This window comes from Acetobacter nitrogenifigens DSM 23921 = NBRC 105050 (assembly GCF_000429165.1).
In the GTDB taxonomy this organism is placed as follows: Bacteria; Pseudomonadota; Alphaproteobacteria; order Acetobacterales; family Acetobacteraceae; genus Acetobacter; species Acetobacter nitrogenifigens.
In genome coordinates, this window is record NZ_AUBI01000003.1 from 43,073 (window position 1) to 56,822 (window position 13,750).

Annotated in this window: 10 protein-coding genes and 1 tRNA gene; 5 read left to right on the plus strand and 6 right to left on the minus strand. The window is 58.8% G+C overall.

Features of this window, described 5'->3' with window-relative positions; genetic code table 11:
• The first annotated feature begins 14 nt into the window (after nucleotides 1–14).
• Complete coding sequence (locus tag G442_RS0105030) at nucleotides 15–1,415, plus strand: aminotransferase-like domain-containing protein (RefSeq protein WP_035376226.1); 1,401 nt, start codon at nucleotides 15–17, stop codon at nucleotides 1,413–1,415.
• Nucleotides 1,416–1,650: 235 nt separating this feature from the next.
• Here G442_RS0105030 and G442_RS0105035 read toward each other — a convergent pair whose 3' ends face one another.
• The 4 genes from G442_RS0105035 to ppa all read right to left on the minus strand — a co-directional run bounded on the left by G442_RS0105035 (nucleotide 1,651) and on the right by ppa (nucleotide 4,744).
• A complete protein-coding gene (locus tag G442_RS0105035; RefSeq protein WP_026397108.1) occupies nucleotides 1,651–2,247 on the minus strand; it encodes a hypothetical protein in 597 nt (198 codons plus the stop codon).
• Between the two features lie 546 nt (nucleotides 2,248–2,793).
• A complete protein-coding gene (locus G442_RS20950; RefSeq protein WP_035376227.1) occupies nucleotides 2,794–3,651 on the minus strand; it encodes an NAD-dependent protein deacetylase in 858 nt (285 codons plus the stop codon).
• A 1-nt stretch (nucleotide 3,652) separates the two neighbouring features.
• Complete coding sequence (locus G442_RS0105045; RefSeq protein ID WP_211229117.1) at nucleotides 3,653–4,063, minus strand: DUF3224 domain-containing protein; 411 nt, start codon at nucleotides 4,061–4,063, stop codon at nucleotides 3,653–3,655.
• Between the two features lie 156 nt (nucleotides 4,064–4,219).
• Nucleotides 4,220–4,744: an inorganic diphosphatase gene (ppa, locus tag G442_RS0105050; RefSeq protein WP_026397110.1), complete on the minus strand. Its 525-nt coding sequence runs from the start codon at nucleotides 4,742–4,744 to the stop codon at nucleotides 4,220–4,222.
• A gap of 141 nt (nucleotides 4,745–4,885) precedes the next feature.
• Between ppa and G442_RS0105055 the strand changes: the two genes are divergently transcribed.
• The 3 genes from G442_RS0105055 to G442_RS0105065 all read left to right on the plus strand — a co-directional run bounded on the left by G442_RS0105055 (nucleotide 4,886) and on the right by G442_RS0105065 (nucleotide 7,331).
• Nucleotides 4,886–4,959, plus strand: a tRNA-Ile gene (locus tag G442_RS0105055).
• Nucleotides 4,960–5,035: 76 nt separating this feature from the next.
• The gene (ettA, locus tag G442_RS0105060; protein WP_026397111.1) at nucleotides 5,036–6,715 is read left to right on the plus strand and encodes an energy-dependent translational throttle protein EttA; all 1,680 of its coding nucleotides are present in this window, start codon (nucleotides 5,036–5,038) and stop codon (nucleotides 6,713–6,715) included.
• Between the two features lie 106 nt (nucleotides 6,716–6,821).
• Entirely contained in the window at nucleotides 6,822–7,331 is a 510-nt protein-coding gene (locus G442_RS0105065; RefSeq protein WP_026397112.1) for a GNAT family N-acetyltransferase, read from the plus strand.
• Between the two features lie 215 nt (nucleotides 7,332–7,546).
• On the opposite strand, the gene G442_RS0105070 is transcribed toward G442_RS0105065, so the two are convergent.
• Nucleotides 7,547–8,614 (minus strand): acyltransferase family protein, encoded by a 1,068-nt coding sequence (locus G442_RS0105070; protein ID WP_026397113.1) that lies wholly within the window; start codon nucleotides 8,612–8,614, stop codon nucleotides 7,547–7,549.
• A gap of 527 nt (nucleotides 8,615–9,141) precedes the next feature.
• On the minus strand, nucleotides 9,142–11,751 hold the full coding sequence (locus tag G442_RS23855) for a GDSL-type esterase/lipase family protein (protein ID WP_051291946.1): 2,610 nt from the start codon (nucleotides 11,749–11,751) through the stop codon (nucleotides 9,142–9,144).
• Between the two features lie 587 nt (nucleotides 11,752–12,338).
• On the opposite strand from G442_RS23855, the gene G442_RS0105080 reads away from it, so the two are divergent.
• Entirely contained in the window at nucleotides 12,339–13,745 is a 1,407-nt protein-coding gene (locus G442_RS0105080) for an MFS transporter (protein ID WP_051291947.1), read from the plus strand.
• The last annotated feature ends 5 nt before the right edge of the window (nucleotides 13,746–13,750 follow it).

Below are 13,750 nucleotides of genomic sequence, written 5' to 3' on the forward strand. Positions count from 1 at the left end.
GCAGGAGACGTTGCATGTGGACGCCCGTGTTACCTGATGGCCACGCTCCCCTTTATGAGCGCCTTGTCAGCGCCATAGATCACGACATGCGTGCGGGCGTTTTGTCCGATGGGGAGAGGCTTCCGCCGCAACGCGAACTGGCTTTTCGTCTCGGCGTCAGCGTTGGCAGCGTGACGCGTGCGTATGCCGAGGCGGAGCGGCGTGGGTTGCTGTCGGCCCATGTCGGTCGTGGGTCGTTCGTGCGGGTGCAGGCTGATCCTCTGCGCGATGTGCCGACGCGGGAGAGGGGCATGGTGATCGCGCAGGATCGCGGTACCGTTGACCTGCGGTGCAATACCCCGCCTCCTGTGTCGCTTGTCGGGTCGTTGAACGCCGCGCTGGCGGAGCTTGCCGCGCGAGGCGTTCTCGAACCCGCGCTGCAATACGTGCAGGGCGCGGGGTTGCCAGCAGTGCGTGAGGCGGCGGCGTTGTGGCTGGACCGGCAATTCGGTTTGCAGGTCACGGCTGGCGATCTGGTGCAATGCAATGGCGGTCAGCACGCGCTGGCGCTGGTTTTTTCGTCTCTTTGCCGTCCCGGCGATACGGTTCTGTGCGAATCTTCGACTTTCTACGGCGCGCGGATGGCCGCCGAACATTTCGGCATCGCCATGCGTGGCGTCGCGATGGATGCGGAGGGGCTGTCGCCGGAGGCGCTTGACCGCGCGGCGGCGGAAACGCGGGCGCGTCTGTTGTTCACTGTGCCGACGCTGCATAATCCGACATCCCGCACCATGTCGATTCAGAGACGGAAAGAAATTGCGGAGGTCGCTCGTGCGCGTGATCTTCTGATTCTCGAAGACGACGCCTATTATTCATACTCGGGCAAGCCTCCGCAGATCGCCCGGTTCGCTCCTGAGCGGACGATCTACCTCGCCAGTCTCTCCAAGGGTGTCTGTCCGGGGTTCAGGCTGGCGTTCCTCGTGCTGCCGCAATTGTTTCCGGTCGAGAGAATGCTGCGTGGCGTGAGGGCGTTGGGATATTGCCCTCCGGCGTTGGGTGGGCTGGTGTTCTCGCAATGGGTGGCGGACGGACGCGTCGATGCGATCATGGCGGACGTGCGCAGGGAAGCGTCCGAACGGTTTACGATGGCGCAGGCTGCGCTCGGGACCGCGATGGCGTCGCCCGGCGGCCCTTGTTCGCCGCATGTCTGGTTGCCTCTCTCTCCGCTGGCGGCGGAGCAGGTGGCTGCGCGCGCGTTGCGCGGCGGGGTCGAGTTGACGCCGCCGGACGCGTCGACCGTGTCGAACGATGCAGATTCAGGCCTGCGGTTGTGCCTGGGTGCTCCGGATGATCGTGCGTCGCTCGCGATGGCTCTGTCGGTGGTCTCGGAGGCGCTGGTGCGTCGGGAAGAACTGGCGTGTGAGGGGGTGGTATAAAAATTTTCCGAGATGGTGTTTTTTGTATATTTTCCATCTCATTTTTGTAGCGCAGATGATGTTATGCGAACGCTTGAGTAAACGCCGTGACCGGCGACGGTGTTGGTCTCGCTTGTTTTTCATTAAATTGACGCACGTGCGCGGGATTGAATGGACGGTCTGCGGAAGCGCACGAACAAACTTCAGCGTGTCCGATTTATTGTGGATTCAAATTAACAAAATAGACCAATAAACACTATGCTCTGTTTCCCAGGTATAATGCCCCAGCGGTGCGTAAATTAAAATCGCTGGTTCCACGAAAATTCTGATAATTATTTCGGATCACCAAACCAAGGTCTTGGCAAACCGGGTGTTCGTGACGACGTAGATTGTCAGCTTCCACGTCGGCGTTCTGTTGGTCATTCAGGCTGCTGGCGTTTAGAGGAAACCAGGGTTGTTTTTGGCCGATTTTACGCCCCAAACGATAACCTCGATCTTCGATAAATTGTTTGGCGTGCCCGAGTTCATGGAGTAAGCCGATCTCTGGGGAGTAATCAGCGTCTACGAGGCCTCGACTGTTTTCCCTTTTTCCAAAAATTGTGAGTGAACGGTTGGCTGCCCAGACGATGCAGGGCGGCGGTATTTGAAGGTCGTTCTTGTATGGGTAGAAACCACTGTCTTGATCTCTAACGACAAGGACATTGATCTCGATGTCGGAAGTTTCGACGTATGATATTATCCCGCAGGCATTTTTGCTGCATTTTTTTAGATATTCAATGGCGTTCAAAAAATATGTGCTGGCGAGGTGATACTCTATATGAGATATCTCAGGCTTTCTTGCGAGACTGATCATTTTTTCTCTGCTTGACGTATGATTTTGCAAGTGGAGCCTTTTTTATTTTTTTGATGCAATGCATTTTTGGTTACAATTGAAATTTTCTATATAATTACTGCATCGCATATTGTATCTGTATTTTTTATATATCGTTTTCTTATCTGGGGTATTTCATTGAATCGCCATGTGTCTGTATGAGTGGGTTTGCCTAAAATTTTGTGGCGGACTGGGTGATTGCTATGATTTATCGTCCGATCAGCAGTCTGTTGCCGTTGTATTTAGTGCTATTATAATCTGTCTATTCGATTAATTGCTGAATTTAGGAAGTTTCAAAAATCAGAGGAAATTCGCGATGTTCCGTAATGGCGGTTTGAACGATGGTGGATGGGGCCGGGTGGTGCTTCGGGGTGCCGTATCTAAGCTACGAGGAAGATGAGCGCTTTCGATATCTCTCCAATTCTAATGCTCGAACGCACTGGTGCAAACCGGCGGCAAACATTTTTCTGCCGCGATGAGGGTTCGGTGAAGTGATCGTTGATCGTAATTTAAGGATTTTTTTGACGTTCAGGTAAGCAGAAAATTTAGAGTAGAACCACAGGATTCTGAAACTTTAAGCGTCAGCAGCGCGTCGGCCCGCGTGCGTCCAATCGTCACGGATGCGATCGGCAGGCCAGCGGCGGCCGCCCTTGCGACGAAGCGGTAGCCGGACTGGACCATCAGTGAAGAGCCGACGACCAGCATGGCGTCGGCGCGTGCGAGATGCGCCAACGCTGCGTCGCGTCTTTCGGCAGGCACGTTTTCCCCGAAGAACACGACGTCCGGCTTCAGGACGCCACCGCACCGCGCACAGGGAGGAATGCGGAACGTCGAGAAATCCTGTCCGTCCAGATCGGCGTCTCCATCCGGCGCATTGGTCGCGTCGAGCGCCGCCCAGCCGGGGTTAAGGTCGAGCAGTCGCGGCTGAAGGTCGTGGCGGCGGCTGGTTTGTCCACAATTCATGCAACGGATTGCGTCGATACGACCATGCAGGTCGATCACGTTACGGCTGCCGGCGGCCTGATGCAGCCCATCGACGTTCTGCGTCAGAAGCACTTCGCACTGACCGCGCGCTTCCAGCGCCGCCAATGCGCGATGTGCGGCGTTGGGAAGCGCGGCGCCGAGCTGCCGCCAGCCGATCAGACTGCGCGCCCAGTATCGACGGCGTACGGCTTCGTCTCTCATGAACGCCTGAAAAGTGACCGGCTGTGGGCGTTTCCATTCGCCCCGCTCGTCACGGTAATCAGCGATGCCCGATTCGGTGCTGCATCCGGCGCCGGTCAGCACGAAGATGCGTTGATGGCGGTCGACGAAGGCGCGCAGGGCGTCATTGCTGGCGGAGGCAGGCTGAACCGTCTCAGCGCTGTCGGATAGGGACGTCGCCACGTCACTCTGTCTCGTAATTGAACCCGTAATCGAAGCTGTAGCGGTGAGAGCCGTCCGACTGATCGATCGTCATCGAACCGTACAGGCCGGTCAGGTCGCCGGTCCCGGAGTCGGGCACGACGGTGACGCTGCTCTCGGCGCGCCCGCGGGTCAGCGTTCCGGAATGCTGCAGCGCGAATGTGCCTTCCCGTCCGTTCAGCCGTCCCGAAATTCGCTCCATCGCGACATAGCCTGCGGAGCCGGGCGTGTCCGTGCGAGCGCCGAACATGCCGCCGGAGGATGCGCCTTCGAGGTCGCCCTGAAAGCGTTTGGTAAACGAAAGGCGGCTGAACAGCCGGTCGAACTCGGCTTCTGGACGGAGATCGACGGTGAATGTGCCGACGGCGTGAGCCGTCATGTCCGGCGGAGTCATGGGGAGCCGCTCTCCTTGCTGGTTCAGGGCAGGCTTCCGTAACGGAAACGCGATCTCACCATAGGGCCGAACGAAGCAGACGCGCCAGCAGCTAAAAGAAAGCGGGGCGGCGCCATGCAAGCGCCGCCCCGCTGTTTTTTCGGCTGTTTTCCTGAATTATTTTTTTGCGGCTTCGAGCGCGGCCTTGATCAGTTCTCCGGCGCGCTCCTTGTCGCCCCAGCCGGTGACTTTTACCCACTTGCCCTTTTCCAGATCCTTGTAGCGCGTGAAGAAGTGCTCGATGGCCTTCACGGTGATTTCGGGCAGATCCTCGATCTTCTCGACCTTCGAGAACTGCGGGTGGATCTTGTCGTGCGGCACGCAAAGGATCTTCTCGTCCTGCCCGGCCTCGTCCTCCATCAGCAGCACGCCGATCGGACGTGCGCGGATCACGCTGCCCGGAACGACGGCCTGCGGCGTTAGGACCATGGCGTCGGCCGGATCGCCGTCGGCCGCCAGCGTGCCGGGAATGAAGCCATAGGCCGCAGGGTAGGCCATCGGCGTGAACAGGAAGCGATCGACGAACAGCGCGCCGCTCTCCTTGTCGATCTCGTATTTGACCGACGAACCCTGAGGGATCTCGATCACGACGTTGATGTCGTTCGGCACGTCCTTGCCGGGGGAGAGTTTCGAGACGTCCATGGGTCGCTCCGTGAGAAGAATTTGTGGCCTGAAAATCGGCCCGCAGACCCTATCCGCGCTGTTTCTCGTTGCCAAGCGGGCGCCATGTGCGGGTTGCGTCTTGCAAAATGCTTCGGGTTGAGCGAATCAGGGGCCGCCTGCGCGCCCGTAGCTCAATTGGTTAGAGCGGGCCGCTCATAACGGCTTGGTTGCGGGTTCAAGTCCTGCCGGGCGCAGGCGCATGTCCGACCTGCCGTATTAACTTTACGTCCAGGCGCGGTCCCTCTGGTCCCCTTCTCAGGAGTTCGTCCCATGGCGGCTTATCAATATGTCTATGTGATGAAGGACCTGACGAAGTCCTATCCGGGCGGGCGTGAGGTCTTCAAGGGCATCACCCTGTCCTTCCTGCCGGGCGTCAAGATTGGCGTGCTGGGCGTGAACGGCGCCGGTAAGTCGACCCTGCTGAAGATCATGGCCGGGATCGACAAGGAATATGGTGGCGAGGCCTGGGCGGCAGAGGGCGTGAAGGTCGGCTATCTGGAGCAGGAGCCTAAGCTCGATCCGAACCTTACGGTCGGCGAGAATGCGGCGCAGGGTTTCGGCGATCTGAAGAAGGCGGTCGACCGCTTCAACGAGATTTCGATGAAGTTCGCCGAGCCAATGGAAGACGAGGAGATGAACGCTCTCCTCGCCGAGCAGGCTGAGCTTCAGGAAAAGATCGACGCTGAAGACGGCTGGGAGCTTGACCGCAGGCTCGACATCGCGCTCGATGCGTTGCGTTGCCCGCCGGCCGACAGCCCGGTCGACAAGCTTTCAGGCGGTGAACGCCGCCGTGTCGCGCTGTGTCGCCTGCTGCTGGAAAAGCCCGACATCCTGCTGCTCGACGAACCGACCAACCATCTGGACGCCGAAAGCGTCGCGTGGCTGGAAAAGACGCTGCGCGAGTACACAGGCACCGTCATGGTCATCACCCATGATCGCTACTTCCTGGACAACGTGACCAACTGGATTCTCGAAATCGAGCGTGGCCGCGGCTATCCGTTCGAAGGCAATTATTCTTCCTGGCTGACCCAGAAGCGTAAGCGTCTGGCGCAGGAAGAGAAGGAAGAAAGCTCCCGCCAGCGCGCTCTCGCCGCCGAACAGGAGTGGATTTCCTCCAGCCCGAAGGCCCGTCAGGCGAAGAGCAAGGCGCGTATCACGAAGTACGAAGAGCTGCTGGCGCAGAGTAACGAGAAGGCCAACGGCGTCGCCGATATCGTCATCACGCCTGGACCGCGTCTCGGTGGTGTGGTGATCGAGGCCGAGGACCTGCGCAAGGGCTTTGGCAACCGTCTGCTGATCGACGATCTGAGCTTCAAGCTGCCGCCGGGCGGCATCGTCGGCGTGATCGGCCCGAACGGCGCGGGTAAGTCCACGCTGTTCAAGATGATCACCGGCGACGACAAGCCGGATAGCGGTTCGCTCACGGTCGGCGACACTGTGAAGCTTGGTTATGTCGATCAGTCGCGTGACAGCCTCGATGATAACAAGACTGTCTGGGAGGAAATCTCCGGCGGCACCGACGTGATCTATCTGGGCAAGCGCGCCGTGGCGTCGCGCGCCTATGCCGGCGCGTTCAACTTCAAGGGCGCGGATCAGCAAAAGAAGGTCGGTGTTCTTTCGGGCGGTGAGCGCAACCGCGTTCATCTGGCGAAGATGTTGCGCAAGGAAAGCAACGTCATCCTGCTCGACGAACCGACCAACGATCTTGACGTCGATACGCTGCGCGCGCTGGAAGACGCGTTGGCGGAGTTCCCCGGTTGCGCTGTGATCATCACCCATGATCGCTGGTTCCTCGACCGTCTGGCGACGCATATTCTGGCCTTCGAAGGCGACAGCCACGTCGAATGGTTCGAGGGAAATTTTCAGGCCTACGAAGAGGACAAGCGACGTCGCCTCGGCGCCGACGCGACCGAACCCAGCCGCATCAAGTATCGCCCGCTGGCGCGCTGAGACCCGCGCCGCCTGAGGGGCGGAGGGACGGCTTCATGCTCCGCGCCTCTCCGGCGTTTCGCTTGATGCGGACGTGGGCCGCTTTCGGCGTGCGGGGAGGTTGGGCGTGACCGGGCGTTCGTTACGGACAGCGCGTCTGACGCTTGATCCGGTATCTTGGCGCGACATGGATGATATCGCGCGTCTGAAGGCGGATGGCGGCGCGTTCGCCATGATGCTCGGCGGCGTGCGTAACAGGCAGCAGGCGGAAGCCGAAATGGCTTCTGACGTGGCTTGTTGGGCCAAGCATGGCGCTGGCATGTTCGCAGTCCGTGAAAACGGAAAGCTCGTCGGAATCACAGGTGTTCACGAACGACCGGATGGCCGGGGCATGGCGTTGCGGTTTTCGATCTATCCATGGGCCGGAGGGCGTGGATTGGCGCGGGAGGCGGCGGCGGCGGCATTGCGGCAGGCGCATGCTTCCGGACTGCAGCGCGTGATAGCCATTGCGCGTGAGACCAACATTGCATCGCGTAAGGTGCTTGGCGGTATCGGTATGCATGTTGTCGAGCAATTCGATCGTGACGGGCACGAGATGCTGGTGTTCGAGAGCGTGTCCTCTTCTGCGGATATTTGAACGGTATTGTTTAACCGGCCGATGTGCCGAGGCAGGACTTGTCTAACTGGCGACGCCCGGGCGTCCAATGTTCGGCTTCTTGGTGGTGCATTACGAAATTTACAGAGGGGGCGTCTGCCGTCGGCGTTTCTGCGTTCGTTCTAAAAAGTATTGATGGATATCAAAATGATAAGAAAGCAATAAAATAATGTCTGGTTTGGGGGTGGAGTGATTTTTCAAAATTTTATTGTAATTGATGAAGATTTTTCTCTGTGTAGATTTTGGCGGCGTCGGATGCTCGCCTGAAAGGCGGTGCGAATTGGAATGTCGTAAAATACGAGTGACAGCCATGAGAGGCAGATAGCGGTAATGGCGCTCGCCAAGGCAATTTGGACAGAAGGCGTGGCGCCAAGTTGCGCTGAAAACCAGACGTGAACCGGATCGTGCAGCAGATAAAGCGGGTAGGACATTTCGCCCATCCAGGAAAAAATTCTGTTTGCTCTGGTTGAGTTGATAGCTTCCAGGCCAGCAATGATGAGTGCTGGAAAGCCAAATATGATCGCGCCCATGTCCATGGACAGGTCGATTGCGCTCCGGTGCGTCAGGGGGCACGTCAGGCATGCGAGCAATCCTGCGGTTGCGATGGCAAGCCCTCCCGGGATGCGCGGAAGGCGATGCTCCTTATGAAAACGCCATATCAGCACGCCAGCCGTGTAGGAATAGCCTACTCGGGCGATTGCGCCGATGGCGGTCGTAGTCCGGGCGCCGAGATCGAGCGTTCCGAAATGATGGCTGCATAAGGCCAACACGACAGCGGATGCGGCCATGACGCCTGTCAGACCGGCAGTCCCCATGCGTCTTAAGAGCAGTACGTGGCATATATTGGCGAATAACTCGAACAAGATCGACCAGGTCGCGATGTCATAGGGGTAGAGCGTGCGTCCTCCGGACACGGCCGGGATCAGAAAAATTTGCGACAGAAATGAAAAACCGGGCGAGGTGGGAAGGCGATGTGCAAGATATGCTGCGGCGCAACCGGCGCATGTCGAGAGAAGAAGCAGAGGGTAGAGACGGGGGAGGCGCACCTTCAGCATGAAGTCGGGCAAATCCAACCCGGCGCTCAGGCGTTTTTCATATGCAGCGCCCATCACCAGGCCGGATAGCGCGAAGAAAAAATCTACGGCGAGATACCCGCGTGGCGTCCAGTGCGAACTGTCTGCAATCTGATAGTGAAATATCATAACTGCGATAGCAGCGACGCCGCGTAACCAGTCCAGGCCGTTGAAGCGTGCATTGCCCGTCATGTCCTGCCTTTGCTGATAAATTATCGGTGTCAGGCGTCGTTCCGTAACGAAAAGCCGCTCGTGCGCTACGATGAAACAAAGTGGAGAATACGAAACGTCCCCAAGTCAACCCGATGATAATAAAATTAGCTATTTTCGAGCATATTTCCGAATATGAATTGATAAAAGTATCACTTATGATAAAAATATTTATGTATTATAATTTTATGGATCACGTATTTTGCGTGGATTTTCGACACATTTTTTGGATCGCCACAACATCGGATTGGACAAAAAAAGTCTATAAAAATAGCCAATTCATGTCGCGTTCGCCACGCATGCGAAACCTGAAAATATCACTGCTTTTGCATTGCGGTATGGAGACGTTGTTATGTTTTAGAAAATAAATTTTATAATAATACTATCAAATATAATAAAAAATTTCTGTAAATGACCGTTGTCGCTTACCGGGCGCGTGACGCGCCCGGTAAGCCACCGTGAATGAGACCTGGTGCGCTCGATTGGCGAAATTTGGTTGTGCTGCGACTTCAGTAATAAAAGAATGAGCGTGTAGCGCTCGACGTCAGCACGGGTGCGAGCGTGGCCGCCGCGCGGGGCGCAATTGACGCGGCGGTTGAAATGCCCAGAGGGTGGGTTCCGTCTGCGGATGGCATCGATGCAGTGAACCACCCCGTCGTCGGCGCAAAAGTTATGTTCGCGTTGTTGACTGCAGCAACGGCGGCCTGCAGTCCGGTTGTCACGGTGGCCAGTTCATCGGCGGTCATATAAGTCGCGCGGCCCTGATATGGTTGGAGGACGACGATACGGGTCGCAGGACACGTGGCGACAAGATTTTGCAGCACGGTCGTCATGGCCGCCTGCACAGCCGCCGCCGTGGCTTTTTTTGCGCCATCGTTCGTCCCCTCGTTGAGAACGATCAGATCAGGAGCCGGTGAGAAATTTCTGAGCTGCCCGCCCCAGAGCATGTTCCACGTCGTCGTGAGCGGCGGAACATTTCCGTTCCCTGTGACTGTCAAACCAGAGCCGGTGAATGCGACGACGCCAATATTCGCGCCGAGCGCCGCGCGTTGCCTGTAAGCCCAGGCGAGCGAGGAATCGCTAACGCTGGCGTCCGTCGAACTGCCAACGGCCGAGATGGACAGATACCCTTCGCTGATGCTGTCGCCGTAGATCAGGACGTTTTTCGTATAAGCGGTCATTGAGCTGACGGTCGCACCGAGGGCGAGCGTGAAGCTAGTGATTTTCAGGCTGGTATTTTGCGGAGACCAGCGGCTTTGGGTGCATGTCGCAGACTTGAATTGAATCTCGACCGTATGGACCGGCCAGGATGCAGTCGCGGCGGGGATGATGGGCGTGATGGTCGCCGCGGCAGTGAATAGCTGGGGCGCCTGTCCGTCGATTGTCACCCAAATCTGCGGGAACGGCGCAAGATTTTGCGTTACGTCGCATGCGATCTGCAAATTGGTTCCGGTGAAGCAGAAGTTCAGATATGCGCCCGGGTTGACCGAGGTCGCGACCTGCGAACCGACCTGCCAGTTATAGGGTGAATACGTGATCGCTGCGTTGTCGGGCGTTATGATCGCCTCCGTGCTGGGCGCAGCGGCGGTCACAGTAAGCGCCGCAGGATCGAGAAGACCGCCGTTGTTTGTGACGCCGAGAGCGCCGGACCCGGCCACCGAAGGGGTGAATGCGAACGTGTGCGCGGCCGTCGAACCTGCGGGCAGCGTCACCGTCAGAGGGGAGAAAACGCCGCTCAACTGCCAGGAGGGCGTTACGACGACATCGGCGGACGGTCCCGTAGAGCCGTTTGGCGTCAGCGTGTAAGTGGAGGAGTGGCCGACAGTGAGTGCGCTGGGGCCGCTCAATGAATAGGTCGTGCTGGTCGTCGCTCCTTGCGGATAGACGACCGAGGATGTGGCGAAATACGCAGCGTCGCCCGATTGATCCGCGCCTTCGATGGCGTAGTAATACGTGGCGCCCGTCGCTCCCGACGTATCGGTGAACGAAGGCGTCCAGCCTGCGCTGTGATCGCCGACGGACGGCCCGGTCCACGCGAAAAGCGGCGTCGCCGTCGTGCTGGTTGGCGGCAATCCTGTAGCGGCGGTCGCACGATACAGTCGATATTCGTAACCTGAGGCGATCCCGTCGCCGCCCGTCATTGCCGCAGTAGCGGCGATGGTGACTGACGCGCTTCCCGCTGTAGCCGCGACGCCGCTCAAGGAAAGGGGGGCGTATGTTGTGAGGGATAGCGCGGGCGGGTTGATGACGCCGCCGCTGTTTGTCGTGGACAGGGAAACGGCGCCGGCTGCCGCAGGCGTATAGGAAAACGAACCGGTCGTGGCGCCGACGGCGATGCTGATCGTGGTCGGTGAGAACACACCGCCGGCGCCCGCATCGGAAGGCGTGAATGTGACCGCAGACGTCAGGGCTGCGCTACCAAGTGTCAGAACGAATGTGCTGGCGCTCCCTGTCGGTGCGCGCGAAGGACCGGAGAGTGCGCTTGTGACACTGGCGGAGGCGGAATCAGTTCCATCTCCATCGAGGTGATACAGCGCGACGAGACCAGATTCAGAGCCGGTGTAAGGGCTGGTCGTCGGTGTATAGGCGCCGCTGTCCCGAGTGGGAGAGAAGATCGCCACTTCATCGATGACGCCAGCATTTGTGTATGGCTTGCTTGAGCCCGGATAGAAGCCGACGCCAAAAACCTGCTTGGTCCATGACATGGCCGCCTGCACCGTGGATGAGACGGCGGCAGTGGCGACGGCCGCGCCATCCACCAGCAACTGCATGGTCGCGTTGCTGTAGATAAGGGCTACGCGGTGGCTCTTGCCGTCAGCGTAGGCGCCGGGGCTGGTCACGGTCGCGTTGGTTCCGCCGACATAGCCAATCCACGCTTGTATTTTTCCGGCTGACGTAAAGGCCAACGCGAAAAGATAGTCCTGCATCGCGATGATCGCATTGGTTGACGGAGCAGTCGTATACTCAATGACGCATTCGACTTCCAGCGACGCGCCGGCAGCCGAGAACAGGGCGGCGGCGGAGACTCCGGATCCTCCGGATTGCAGAGCCTGCCCGAAAGTCGAAACCGGGCTCGCTGCGAACGTGGCGGCGCTGTTGAGGGTGAGATCATGCGCCATGCGTCAGCGTCCTCCCAAAGCTGCGACGAAAAACCGCACGCGACATTCGTATCTGAGGAGATGAAAGGTTTTTGAAAACGAAGGGGAAGGACATGCTGTGCGGCTCTCGCAAAAGCGGACCTGCCGTCGCAGCCATATCGGCGCGCAGGCTGGCGCTCTTTCTCAATATTTGTTCAAACGGTTCGGTCCGGCGCGCCGCCTCCAGGCCTGCAGGGAGTGGCGTAGGAATCAGACGGACTAACGGCGGAACGGTGAAGTGTATTTATCCGACCCCAGAACGATGGTCCGAAAATTTCCGACCGCGTATCGTCTGACTGTAGTGTCCTTATCTGAGCTGTCTGATCGAGCAGCTTCTGCAGCATGATCGGAAAACGACGCGGAGTTGTCGTTTGTATTGCGCGTCGTTGTCGGTGGAACAGGCGCATTCTTCGGATCACCATCTGATGACATGCATTCTGCGCCGTATCGTGCCACAGAGAATGTCGCTCTGTTAACGGGGCTGGTGACTCACGCCGAGGAATATTCGGCGCCAGGCATTATGCAGGGTCATCCCCCGTCAAAAAGAAACTGCAGCCGAACGGAACCCCATGCCCGCCCAGACGCCCAACGCCGTCGTTTCAGTGGCCGTCGTCGCAGATGGGTTGCCCGCCGCCGTAAGAGCAAAGGCCGTGATCGCGGTTTCGCTTTCCCTGTTGCTGGCTCTCCTCGATTACGCGATCGCCAATGTCGCTCTGCCGGAAATCGCACAGGATCTGCAGGCGTCGTCCTCGGCCTCGATCTGGGTAGTGAACGCGTACCAACTGGCGAGCTTCGTCTCGCTTTTGCCGCTCGCGGCTCTGGGCGCACGGGTGGGTTACGCGCGTCTTTGCCTGTTCGGGGTTGTGCTGTTCATGGCGTCGTCGGTTGGATGCGCCATGTCGACAAGCCTGCTGTTTCTGTCGATCGCGCGCGCGGCGCAGGGCCTTGCAGGGGCCTGTATTCTCAGCGTGAACACTGCGTTGATCCGGTTTATCTATCCTCATGCGGAACTGGGGCGTGGCCTTGCGCTCAACACTGTCATTGTCGGCGTCGGGCTCGCACTGGGGCCGACAGTCGCCGGACTGGTGCTCGCGGTGGCGACGTGGCCGTGGCTTTTCTGGATCAACATCCCTCTTGGCGCGCTGACGCTCTTTCTCGGCTATGCGTCGCTGCCGCGTGTGGCGGCTCACGGTTCCATGCCGGACGCGTTGGGGGCGTTGCTGTGCGTGATCGCTTTCACGGCGCTCGGTCTGGGCGCTGACGGCCTTGCTCACGGTGCGAACTGGTCTGTGCAGTTGATATTGTTGGCGGCGGGAGGTGCGGCGTTGATGGCGCTGACCCGACGTGAATCCGGTCTCGCCCACCCGATTCTGCCGGTCGACCTGCTTCGCGCTCCCGCGTTTTGCGTTGCATTTCTTACCGGCTTGATCGGCTATGTCGCATCGAATTTCTTTATAATCTCGATGCCGTTTACGCTGCACCAGGATTATGGATGGAGCGCCACGGCTACAGGCCTTTTGATGACCTCATGGGCGTTCGGACTCATAACGTCGTCGACGATGACCCGGCGTTTGTCGGACAGGGTTCCTGCAAGCGTAATTTCTTCCGCGGGTTTGCTGTTGACGGCTGTGGGTTTCGTCGCATTGCGGTTACTGCCGGATCATCCGGGAGCGTTCTCAATCGGATCGCGCATTTTCGTCGCGGCCTTCGGGTTTGGTCTGTTTCAGGTCCCGAACAATCGTGCGATGATGTTCGGGGCGCCGGCGGGGCGGGAAGGCGGAGCGAGCGGTATGGTGCAGGTTTCGCGGCAGGGCGGGCAGACGCTGGGAGCGATCGCCGTCGCGGCGACCTTGCGGATTGCGGCGCCGAATGGCGGGCTCGAATGCCTTGACGCCGCCGCCGCGTGTGCTGCGCTCGCGGCTGTGCTCAGCGCGTCCAGGCTTGTCAGAAAAAGGTCTCGCGCCGCATCTGCATAGGAAGG

What these genes read in the sequence shown, in the direction of transcription:
- G442_RS0105030 (WP_035376226.1), top strand. Translation starts at nt 15, where the DNA reads ATGTGGACGCCCGTGTTACCTGATGGCCACGCTCCCCTTTATGAGCGC.
- ettA (WP_026397111.1), top strand. Translation starts at nt 5,036, where the DNA reads ATGGCGGCTTATCAATATGTCTATGTGATGAAGGACCTGACGAAGTCC.
- G442_RS23855 (WP_051291946.1), bottom strand. Translation starts at nt 11,751, where the DNA reads ATGGCGCATGATCTCACCCTCAACAGCGCCGCCACGTTCGCAGCGAGC.
- G442_RS0105070 (WP_026397113.1), bottom strand. Translation starts at nt 8,614, where the DNA reads ATGACGGGCAATGCACGCTTCAACGGCCTGGACTGGTTACGCGGCGTC.
- G442_RS0105035 (WP_026397108.1), bottom strand. Translation starts at nt 2,247, where the DNA reads ATGATCAGTCTCGCAAGAAAGCCTGAGATATCTCATATAGAGTATCAC.
- G442_RS0105080 (WP_051291947.1), top strand. Translation starts at nt 12,339, where the DNA reads ATGCCCGCCCAGACGCCCAACGCCGTCGTTTCAGTGGCCGTCGTCGCA.
- G442_RS0105045 (WP_211229117.1), bottom strand. Translation starts at nt 4,063, where the DNA reads ATGACTCCGCCGGACATGACGGCTCACGCCGTCGGCACATTCACCGTC.
- ppa (WP_026397110.1), bottom strand. Translation starts at nt 4,744, where the DNA reads ATGGACGTCTCGAAACTCTCCCCCGGCAAGGACGTGCCGAACGACATC.